At 69.8% G+C, this 10,089-nt stretch carries 8 protein-coding genes; 3 read left to right on the forward strand and 5 right to left on the reverse strand.

The annotated features are described in order from the left end of the window. The first annotated feature begins 234 nt into the window (after nucleotides 1-234). Nucleotides 235-1,551 carry a hemolysin family protein gene (locus E4F61_RS13415; protein ID WP_133480131.1) on the forward strand — a complete coding sequence of 439 codons (1,317 nt, stop codon included), beginning with the start codon at nucleotides 235-237 and terminating at the stop codon, nucleotides 1,549-1,551. Beyond that, on the forward strand, nucleotides 1,535-2,152 hold the full coding sequence (locus E4F61_RS13420) for an exopolysaccharide biosynthesis protein (protein WP_133480132.1): 618 nt from the start codon (nucleotides 1,535-1,537) through the stop codon (nucleotides 2,150-2,152). The genes E4F61_RS13415 and E4F61_RS13420 overlap by 17 nt, the downstream gene beginning before the upstream one ends. Before the next feature lie 9 nt (nucleotides 2,153-2,161). Here the strand turns inward: E4F61_RS13420 and E4F61_RS13425 are convergent, their stop codons facing one another. The 3 genes from E4F61_RS13425 to E4F61_RS13435 form a co-directional block, all read right to left on the reverse strand. Further along, nucleotides 2,162-4,306 carry a putative bifunctional diguanylate cyclase/phosphodiesterase gene (locus tag E4F61_RS13425; protein WP_133480133.1) on the reverse strand — a complete coding sequence of 715 codons (2,145 nt, stop codon included), beginning with the start codon at nucleotides 4,304-4,306 and terminating at the stop codon, nucleotides 2,162-2,164. After that, nucleotides 4,303-5,223: a phosphate/phosphite/phosphonate ABC transporter substrate-binding protein gene (locus E4F61_RS13430; protein ID WP_425480158.1), complete on the reverse strand. Its 921-nt coding sequence runs from the start codon at nucleotides 5,221-5,223 to the stop codon at nucleotides 4,303-4,305. The genes E4F61_RS13425 and E4F61_RS13430 overlap by 4 nt, the downstream gene beginning before the upstream one ends. 102 nt (nucleotides 5,224-5,325) lie before the next feature. After that, complete coding sequence (locus tag E4F61_RS13435) at nucleotides 5,326-6,096, reverse strand: RNA methyltransferase (RefSeq protein WP_425480159.1); 771 nt, start codon at nucleotides 6,094-6,096, stop codon at nucleotides 5,326-5,328. 80 nt (nucleotides 6,097-6,176) lie between these two features. On the opposite strand from E4F61_RS13435, the gene E4F61_RS13440 reads away from it, so the two are divergent. Beyond that, a complete protein-coding gene (locus E4F61_RS13440; protein WP_133480134.1) occupies nucleotides 6,177-7,010 on the forward strand; it encodes an inositol monophosphatase family protein in 834 nt (277 codons plus the stop codon). Between the two features lie 82 nt (nucleotides 7,011-7,092). Here E4F61_RS13440 and secF read toward each other — a convergent pair whose 3' ends face one another. Continuing rightward, nucleotides 7,093-8,076, reverse strand: a complete 984-nt coding sequence (gene secF, locus E4F61_RS13445; protein ID WP_133480135.1) for a protein translocase subunit SecF — start codon at nucleotides 8,074-8,076, stop codon at nucleotides 7,093-7,095. 13 nt (nucleotides 8,077-8,089) lie between these two features. Then, nucleotides 8,090-9,952, reverse strand: a complete 1,863-nt coding sequence (secD, locus tag E4F61_RS13450) for a protein translocase subunit SecD (RefSeq protein ID WP_133480136.1) — start codon at nucleotides 9,950-9,952, stop codon at nucleotides 8,090-8,092. Nucleotides 9,953-10,089 lie beyond the last annotated feature (137 nt).

Here is a 10,089-nt window from a genome sequence, read left to right on the forward strand (position 1 = left end):
CATGCGTGCCTCGAAGAGGGGGCGAACGGATTACAGAATTATGACGCGCGAATGTGACGTTTTTCTTTCACCCCTCATGCCGCCTTCACGTGGCCCGCGTCTCGCGTCCTGATAAGATCGCGCCCGCTTGGACCTTCCCCCTCCCCCGCGACGAGCACCGATAGCGCGCCTTCGCGATGAGCGGCCCGGCCGCGCCACCCGCGCCGCCTGCGCGCCGCACCCGGAACCGCATCCGTGCGCGACCTGCTGATCGTCTTCGTCCTCGTCGTGTTCAACGCCTTCTTCGCGATGTCGGAGATGGCGGTCATGACCTCGCGCAAGAGCCGGCTGCGCCACATGGCGGCCACGAGCGGTCGCGCGCGCAAGGCGCTGGACCTCGCCGAGCAGCCCGAGAGCTTCCTCTCGGCCGTGCAGCTGTGGATCACGCTGCTGAGCCTGCTGACCGGCTATTTCGGCGGCGAATCGATGGGCGAGAAGATCGCCGACCCGCTGCGCGATTTCCCGATGCTGGCGCCCTACGCCGCCTACATCGGGCGCGCGACCGGCTTCCTGGTGGTGCTGTTCTTCTTCGGCCTGATCGGCGAGCTCGTGCCCAAGCGCATCGGCACCCTGCGACCGGAGGCGATCGCGGCGCTCGTCGCGTATCCGATGGACTTCTTCGCGCGCATCGCGACCCCGTTCGTGATCCTGCTCTCGGCGTCGACCCGCGTGCTGCTGCGCGTGCTGCGCCTGGGCGGCGGCTCGGGTGAGGCGGTGACCGAGGAAGAGATCCGCATGCTGGTGAGCGAAGGCCACGAGCAGGGCGTCATCGATGCGGACGAACGCAAGATGATGAACCGCGTGCTGAGCCTCGGCGATCGCACGACCGACAGCCTGATGACGCCGCGCACGCGCATCGCCTGGCTCGATAGCGCCGCCGACACCGCGGAGAACCTCGAGGTGCTGCAGGCATCGCCGTTCTCGCGCTTTCCCGTCTATCGCGGCAGCGACCAGGACGTGCTCGGCATCCTCGAGACGAAGACGCTGGTCGGCGCGCTCGGCCGGGGCGAGACGCCGGACCTGTTCGCGCACCTGCGCCAGCCGCTGTTCGTCTCGGAGTCGACGCCCGCGCTCAAGCTCCTCGAGATCTTCCGCGAGGAGCAGCAGTCCCTCGCGCTCGTGGTCGACGAATACGGCGACGTGACCGGGCTGGTCACCGTCAACGACCTGATGGGCGCGGTGATCGGGCGCATCCAGTCCGACAGCGACGAAGGCCCGACCGGTGTCATCATGCGCGACGACGGCTCGCTCCTGGTCGACGGTTCGCTGGGCGTCGAGGAACTGCGCGAACTGCTCGGGGCCTCGGAGCTGCCGGGCGAGGACGAGCACGACTTCCACACCGCGGCCGGCATGGTCATCGCGCACTTCGGCCGCATCCCGCATGCAGGCGAGCACTTCCAGTGGAGCGACTGGCGCATCGAGGTGGTGGACCTCGACGGGCCGCGCGTCGACAAGCTGCTGCTCCAGCGCGCCCCACCCGCGCAGGACGACGACGATGCGCGACCGGGCTGAGCGCGCGCCGGAACTCGGCACCCGCGCCCTGCTCGATGCCTTCGCCGCCGGCGACCCGAACGAGGTCCAACCGCTCGGTGGCGTGTTCGAAGGGCTCGGCGACCGCGCGTTCGGCATGCTGCTGGTCGCGGCCGCGGCGCCCGCGTTCATTCCCGTACCCGGCCTTGCCGGCGGCCTCAGCGGGCCGCTGGTGATGCTGGTCGGCGTGCAGCTCCTGCTTCGGCTGCGGCGCCCGTGGCTGCCGCGCTTCCTCGCACGCCGGGGCCCCAAGCGTTCCACCCTCGCCCGTTTCCGGGACCGCCTGTCGCCATGGCTCGCGCGTCTCGAGCGACGCGTCCGTCCGCGCATGCCGGCCATGCTCGATCACTGGTCGTCGCGGCTGTTCACCGGCCTGCTGGTGCTCGCCACCGGCCTGCTGCTCACCCTGCCGATCCCGTTCACCAACTACGCGCTGGGCGTGGTCGTGCTGTTGTTCGCCCTCGCCTATCTCGAGCGCGACGGCGCGCTAATGGGCGTGGCCTGGGCGACCGGCGGCATCACCTTGGTGATCGCGGCCGCGCTGTCGGGCCGCATCGCGGAATTCGCCTCGCGCTTCGTCTGACCGCCGGGCCTACAGTGCCGCGACGGCCGTGGACGCGTCGGCCACCAGCGTCATGAATTCGTCCATTTCGAGCGGGTGGCCCAGCCAGTAACCCTGGGCCAGGTCACAGCGCCGCTCGCGCAGCAGCGCGTACTGGCCTTCCTTCTCCACGCCCTCGGCCACCACGGTGATGCCCAGCGAATGCGCCATCGCGATGATGGCCGTCGTCAGCGCGAGGTCGTCGGGATCGCGCAGGACGTCGGCGACGAAGCTGCGGTCGATCTTGACGCCGTCGACCGGCACGCGACGCAGATGGCTCAGGCCCGAGAACCCCGTGCCGAAGTCGTCCAGCCACACCTTGACGCCGAGCGCGCGCAGTCGCGTCAGCAACTGGCTGGCATGCGCCTCGTCGCTGATCACCGCGGTCTCGGTGAGCTCGATGTGCAGCTGTTCCGGCGCGAGCCCGGCGTCGCGCAGGCTCGCTTCCACCATGCGCGCGAGATCGCCGCTGCGCAGCTGGCGCGGCGACACGTTGACCGAGACGAACAGCGGCTCGCCTTCGCCGCGTGCGGCTTCCCAGCGACGTGCGTCGCCGCAGGCCGCGCGCATCACCTGCGGGCCGATCGTCTCGATGAGCCCGCTCTGCTCCGCGACGTCGATGAACACCGCGGGCGCGATCACGCCCTGCTCGTGGTGGCGCCAGCGAAGCAGCGCTTCGGCACCGACCAGGCGCTGGTCGGCGAGCCGGTAGACGGGCTGGTAGACGACGCGCAGCTCGCCGCGGTCCCAGGCGCCACGCAGCTCGTTCTCCAGGTGCACGCGGCGCTCGACCGCCTCGTTCATCGCACGGCTGTAGAAGCGGTAGCAGCTCTTGCCCGCGACTTTCGCCTGGTACATCGCGATGTCGCCGTTCTTCAGCAGCGACGTCGCGCCGTCGGCGTCGTCGGGGAACAGCGTCACGCCGATCGACGTGCTCAGGAAGACCTGCCGCCCCTGCACCACCAGCGGTTCGGCGAGGATCGCGACCAGCCGCTCGGCCAGGCGCGTGGCCGCCGCGCGGACGTCCTCGTCCTCGACCAGGATCACGAACTCGTCGCCGCCGAAGCGCGCCACGCGCGCCTCCGGACCGCCGATCCGCGACACCGCGTCGGAAATGCGATGCGCGAACTGCAGCAGGACCTCGTCGCCCGCATCGTGGCCGAGCGTGTCGTTGATGCGCTTGAAATCGTCCGCGTCCGCGAACAGCAGCGCGAGCTGGCGCCCCGCGCCGTTGAGCTGCATCAGGCGGGCGTCCAGCATCTCGCGGAAGGCGAGCCGGTTGGCGAGGCCGGTCAGCGCGTCGGTGTACGCCATGCGCCGGATCTCGCGGTCGTGCCGCGCGACGCTCTGGCTCATGCGCCCGAACGCGCGCACGAGGTCGCCGAGTTCGTCGCGGCGGCGCGTCACCGGCAACTCGGTTTCGAACTGCCCGGCTTCGATGGCCCGGGCCGAGTCGGCCAGCTCGCTGATCGGCCGCACCATCGTGCGCTGGATGATCGCCAGCACGACGCCGCCCAGCGTGAGCAGCGCGGCGCTGAGCAGGAGGATCGCCAGCAGCTGGCGGCTGCCGAGATCGCGGATCTGCTGGCGCAGCGCGGTCATCGCGCCCTGCTGGAATTCGCGGCCTTCCATCCGGTCGAAGCCGACGCGCACGCCGCCCAGCCGGGAGTCGCCCACCATCACCGGCGCGGACACGTCCAGCGTGTCCGGCGTCAGCTGCGCATGCAGGTCGCGCGCCTCGATCGCCTCGAAGGCGAGCGGATCGTCCATGCGGCGGCCGTAGGTCGGGATGTCGGGCGTGCCGTCGTGCAGCACGTTGCCGTCGGCGTCGAAGACCAGCACGTAGCGCACGCCGGGCTGCCGCAGCGCGCTCTTCGCGAGGTCCCCGACGGCGTCGAGGTCGAAATAGTAGAGCGGGTTCGCGAGCGCCTTGGCGAGCTGCCCCGTGGTGCCGTCGGCACGGCGGCGCAGGTTCGCGTCGAGCACCTGGTCGGTGGCCTGCCGCGACATGGACTCGACCGTGCGCTGCACTTCCTGCTGCCGCATCCAGAACAGCACCATCAGCGCGCTGGCGGCGAGGATCGCGAAGCCGACCATTGCGAAGAACTGGGCCTGCAGGCCGATCCTGACCTTCATTCGACGTCGGCCTTGATGCGGGCCACGCCGCGGCCGATGTCCGCGAGCGCGGCGCCGGACGCAGCGTCCATCGGCAGGAAGCGGGTGGTGCCGAAGAAGGCGAGCAGTGCGTCGCGCGCGGAGGGGTCGCGCGAGGCCTCGAGCAGCACGTCGCGCAGGCGCGCCGCGATGCGCGGGTCGACGTCGCCCCGCACCACCTCGACCGCGCGCGGATAGTCCGGCGTGCGGCCGATCAGCACGAAGTCGCGGCGGAACGAGGACGGCACCCGGCCGGGTTTCTCCCAGTCGATGTCGCTCATCACGCCCGCGTCGACGAGGCCCTTGTGCACCCACGTGGCGATGTTGAGCTCGGAGCGCGCGAACAGGTAGCCGACCGCGCCGGGACCCGGCTGGTCGTCGGGCGAGAGCAGGATTTCGAGCGGCATGCCGCGGTCGAGCAGCATCCCGGCCGGCACGTAGTAGGCGCTGGTCGACGACGGGCGCTGGAACGCCAGCCGGCGGCCGCGCAGGTCGTCGAGGCTGGCGAGGCCGCGGTCGCGGCGGGCGAAGAAGACGCTGTGGTAGTGGCTCACGCCATCGCGTTCGGTGAGCAGCAACGGGCGCGCGCCGGCGCGCTGTCGCAGCATCATCGCGGTGCCGGCCGTCTCGGTGACCCAGTCCACGCGTCCCCGCCGCATGTAACTCGCCATCTGCTGGGGATCGCGCGCCATGAGGATGCGTCCCTCGCGGATGCCGACGTCCGCCATCCTCGGCACGACGTAGTCGAGCAGCGGCTTGAGCTGGGCGTAGTGCGTCGCGGGGTCGTCGCTGATCCGGCCGAGTACCAGCACGCCCGAGGAAGCATCGCCGGCGCGGCTCTGGAACGGGACGGCCAGCGCCAGCAGGAGGCAGGCGAAACGGAGGATGCGCGTGATCAAGGCGTTACGACCCCGGGGCGTCGTCGCCGAGCCTAAAGCAAAACCGACCGGAGTGGGACGGCCGTCGCGGTCCGCGCCGCCGCCTTCACATCGGCGGCGGGGTCATTTCCCGCCGCCCGTCCCCGCCAGCCGGGCCATCCGCTGGGCGTCGGCGAGCACGCCGCGCAGCAGCCGCAGCTCGCGCTCGTCCAGTCCGGTGCGATTGAAAATGCGCCGGAGCTTGCGCATCGCGCTGTCGGGGGAGCGGCCCTTGTGGAAGTCGATCGCGTCCAGGGTTTCGCCGAGCTGGGCGTAAAAGCCTTCTAGCTGCTCGTGCGAGGCCGGCGGATCGCGCGGCTCGGTCGGCCCCGCGGCGTCCAGCCGGTCGAGCAACGCCATGCGGACCTCGTAGGCCAGCACCTGCACCGCAGCGGCGAGGTTCAGCGAGCTGTAGCCGGGATTGGCCGGGATGTGCACCGCCTGGTGGCAGAGGTGCAGCTCCTCGTTCGTCAGGCCGGTGCGCTCGCGTCCGAACACCAGCGCGACGTCACCCTGCGGCACGGTCCCGGCCATGGACGCCGCCGCTTCGCGCGGGGTGAGTTCCGGCAGCGCCACGCGGCGGCTGCGCGCCGTGCAGCCGAGCACCCGCTGGCAGCCCGCGAGCGCGGACGCGAGGTCGTCGTGGAACGCGGCGCTGGCGAGCACGTCGTCGGCCCCGGCCGCCAGCGCCTCGGACTCCGCATTGGGCCGCTTCTCCGGGGCGACCAGCACGAGCCGGTGCAGGCCCATGGTCTTCATCGCGCGGGCGGCGGAGCCGATATTGCCGGGGTGCTGGGTGCCCACCAGCACGATGCGGATGCGGTCGGCGGCGAGCGTCATGAAATCGGGGGTCATGCCGTCAATGGTAAGCTTCGCGCCCCCGCCGCTGATGGCGGGGTCGTTCTTTTCCACGGCCAGCGCGCCCGGACATCCCCATGCAGAAACCCGCCATCACCTTGATGATCAAGGCCGCGCGCGCCGCCGGCAATGTTCTCCTCCGCCACATGCACAAGCTCGACGCGCTCAACGTCGTCGAGAAGGGCCGCATGGACTTCGCCAGCGAAGTCGACAGCCTGGCCGAGAAGGAAATCATCAAGGAATTCCGCCGCGCGACGCCGGACCACGCGATCCTCGGCGAGGAAAGCGGCCCGCTGAATTCGGGCCCGCGCGCGCGCTACACCTGGGTCATCGACCCGCTCGACGGCACCAGCAACTACCTGCGCGGCATCCCGCACTTCTGCGTGTCGATCGCGCTGGTCGAGAACGGCGAGCCGATCCACGGCCTGATCTTCGATCCGCTGCGCAACGAGATCTTCCACGCGTCGCGCGGCGCCGGTGCGGTGCTCAACGACAAGCGCATCCGCGTGGCCGACCGCAAGGACCTCAACGGCGCGATGCTGATCACCGGCTTCCCGCCGCGCGAACGCGAGCGCGCCTCGGCGCAGCTCAAGACCGTCGACGCGCTGCTGCTCCAGGCCGAGGACATCCGCCGCACGGGCTCGGCGGCGCTCGATCTCGCCTACGTGGCCTGTGGCCGCGCCGACGCGTATTTCGAGGCGGGCCTCAAGCCCTGGGACATCGCGGCCGGCGCGCTGCTGGTCCGCGAGGCCGGCGGCAAGGTGGTCGACTACCGTGGCCGCCCGACCGGGCCGATGGACAACCGGGGCCTGCTGGGCCGCCCGCTGGTCGCGGGCAACCTGAAGATCTGCGACGAATTGCAGAAGAAGATCGTCGATACCGGCTACGCGGCCACGTTCGACGCCGCCTGATCGACCGCGCCGGCCGGCGTCCTGCCCGACCGCAAAAAAAAGGCCGCATCGCTGCGGCCTTTTTCGTGTCCGTCGTCGGGGATCAGGGACGACGCGCCAGCGCGGCCTCGTCCTTCGCCTTCGGCATCAGGTCCTGCTTGCTCACGCCGAACCACAGCAGCAGCGGGCAGGCGATGAAGATCGAGGAGAGCGTACCGATGACGGTACCGATGATCTGCGCCTCGGCGAGGCCGCGCAGCGACGCGCCACCGAACACGTACAGCGCCAGCATCGACAGGAACGCGACGAACGACACGATCACCGTACGCGACAGCGTCTGGTTGATCGCCTTGTTCATGATCTCGCGCGGGCTCAACCGCATGCTGCGGAAATTCTCGCGCACGCGGTCGAAGACCACGATCGTGTCGTTGATCGAGAAACCCATGACCGCCAGCAGACCGGCGAGCACCGTCAGGTCGAACTCGTGGCGCGTGATCGCGAACCAGCCGGCGACGATGCTGACGTCGTGGATCGTCGCGATGATCGCACCCAGGGCGAACTTCAGCTCGAACCGCATCGAGATGTAGATCAGCAGGCCCACCAGCACGAACAGGAATGCGTAGAGCGACTTCCACGCCAGCTCCTTGCCGACCTGCGGGCCGACGAAGTCACTGCGCTGCACGTGCGCGGCATTGCCCGGCAGGCTCGCGGCCTGCACCACCGCCGCCGCCGTGCGGTCCTTCGCGGTCGCGCCCTGCGAGCCTTCCTGCGGCTGCAGGCGGACCATCAGCTCGCGGCCGGAACCGAGGCCTTGGACCTGCGCGCCGTGGAAGCCCGCCGCGTCGAGTCGGTTACGCACCGCGTCGGTGTCGACCGGTCGGTCGAAGCGCAGTTCCACGACCGAGCCGCCGGTGAAGTCCAGCGCGAAGTTGAACGTGCGGCCCGGGTCGAAGCCGCCGTTGAACGCGTGGAAGATCATCGCCGCGAACGACGCGACCATCAGCAGGCCGGCGATTGCCAGCGAGATCCACCGCAGCCGCATGAAGTCGAAGTTGCTGTCGTACGGGAAAACATTGAAAGGCTTCATGGAATGTCTTCCCTTAGATCGCGATCGACTGCAGCTTGCGGCGACGGCCGTAGATCAGCGTCGCAATGGCGCGCGACACCGAGGTCGCCGTGTACATCGAGGTCAGGATGCCGACGATCAGCGTGACCGCGAAGCCCTTGATTGGGCCGGTGCCGAAGGCGAACAGCGCGAGGCCCGCGAGGATCGTCGTCAGGTTGGCGTCGGCGATGGTGCCCTGCGCGCGCTCATAACCTTCGGAAATCGCCGTCTGCGGTGGCAGCCCGAGCCTCAGTTCCTCGCGGATGCGCTCGTTGATCAGCACGTTCGCGTCCACCGACATGCCCACCGTCAACGCGACACCCGCGAGGCCCGGCAGGCTGAGCGTCGCACCGAACACCGACAGCAGCGCCACCACCATCAGCAGGTTCATCAGCAGCGAGAGGCAGGTGATGATGCCGAACACGCGGTAGTAGATCAGGAAGAAGCCGAGGGTGAACAGGAACGAGTAGAGGACGGCCTGCAGGCCGCGCTCGACGTTCTGCCGACCCAGGCTCGGGCCGACGATGCGCTCCTCGACGAAGTCCATCGGCGCCGCGAGCGAGCCCGAGCGCAGCAGCAGCGACAGGTCGGACGCTTCCTTCGCGCTCGACAGGCCGGTGGTCTGGAACTCCTTGCCGAACACGCCCTGGATGTTGGCGACCGAGATCACTTCCTGGTTGACGCGCGTGCTGCGGACTTCCTTGCCGTCGACCGTCTTCACCTCCGGCACGCGCTCGATGTACACCACCGCCATCGGCTTGCCGACGTTCTCGCTGGTGAAGTCGAACATGCGCTGGCCGCCGACGCTGTTGAGGCGGACGCTCACGGCGGGCGTGCCCGACTGCGGATCCGTCGTGGCGGTGGCGCCCACGAGCTGGTCGCCCGACACGATGATCCGCTTGCTCAGCAGGATCGGCACCGGCTTGCCGTCGGGGCCGACTTCGCGGCGGTAGAACACGCGCGCCTCCGGCGGCACGCTGCCGGTCGAGATGGCGTCGTAGGCATTGCCCTCGACGACCGCGCGGTATTCCAGCGTCGCGGTCGCGCCGATGATGCGCTTGGCCTGCGCGGTGTCCTGCACGCCCGGCAGCTCGACCACGATGCGGTCGGTGCCCTGGCGCTGGATGATCGGCTCGCCGACGCCGATCGCGTTGACGCGATTGCGCAGCGTGCTGACGTTCTGCTCGACGGCCTCGAGCGCGAGGCGCTGCTGCTCGGCGGGGTTCATGCGCACGGTGAGCGCGCCGCCGTTCACGGCGACGTCGAGCGTGGTCTGGCCGCGCGTGATGAGCTGGCGCGCCTTCTCGGCGTCCTGCGGCGAAACGATCGCGATCACGCTGCCGTCGGGGCGACGCTCGACCGACTCGTAGCGCACGCCTGCGTCGCGCAGCTGCACGCGCACGTCCTCGGCGAGGGCATCCAGCCGCTTTTCCATCGAGGCCTTCTGGTCGACCTGCATCATGAAATGCACGCCGCCCTGGAGGTCCAGGCCGAGCAGCATCGGCTTGGCGCCGATGTTCGCGAGCCAATCCGGCGCGGTCGAGGCCAGGTTGAGCGCGACGACGTAGTCGTTGCCGAGCGGATCCCTCAGGACGTCGGCGGCCTTGACCTGCTGGTCGGGATCCTTGAAGCGGACCAGCATGTTGCCGTTGTCGATCTCCACCTCTTTCGGCGTGACGCCCGCCTGGGCCAGCAACCCGGTGACGCGCGTGCGCAGCGCGGCATCGATCGCCCCGCCGCGGTTGGCGGTGACCTGCACGGACGGGTCCTGCGGGAAAACATTGGGCAGCGCATACAGCGCGCTCAACAGCAACAGCACGACGGCGAGGGCGTATTTCCAGCGCGGGTAGGTCAGCATCGAAGTCCAGGCGGCTCCCCGCCGCGTCCAAAGCGTGTAAGGGCGGCCGGGGCCGCCATCAAGGGCCTGCGGCTCAGGCGGCCTTCAACGTGCCCTTGGGCAGCACGTTGCCGATCGCGGCCTTCTGCACGCGCACG

This window comes from Cognatilysobacter segetis, from assembly GCF_004359965.1.
In the GTDB taxonomy this organism is placed as follows: domain Bacteria; phylum Pseudomonadota; class Gammaproteobacteria; order Xanthomonadales; family Xanthomonadaceae; genus Cognatilysobacter; species Cognatilysobacter segetis.

What these genes read in the sequence shown, in the direction of transcription:
- E4F61_RS13420 (WP_133480132.1), top strand. Translation starts at nt 1,535, where the DNA reads ATGCGCGACCGGGCTGAGCGCGCGCCGGAACTCGGCACCCGCGCCCTG.
- E4F61_RS13425 (WP_133480133.1), bottom strand. Translation starts at nt 4,306, where the DNA reads ATGAAGGTCAGGATCGGCCTGCAGGCCCAGTTCTTCGCAATGGTCGGC.
- E4F61_RS13435 (WP_425480159.1), bottom strand. Translation starts at nt 6,096, where the DNA reads ATGACCCCCGATTTCATGACGCTCGCCGCCGACCGCATCCGCATCGTG.
- E4F61_RS13440 (WP_133480134.1), top strand. Translation starts at nt 6,177, where the DNA reads ATGCAGAAACCCGCCATCACCTTGATGATCAAGGCCGCGCGCGCCGCC.
- secF (WP_133480135.1), bottom strand. Translation starts at nt 8,076, where the DNA reads ATGAAGCCTTTCAATGTTTTCCCGTACGACAGCAACTTCGACTTCATG.
- secD (WP_133480136.1), bottom strand. Translation starts at nt 9,952, where the DNA reads ATGCTGACCTACCCGCGCTGGAAATACGCCCTCGCCGTCGTGCTGTTG.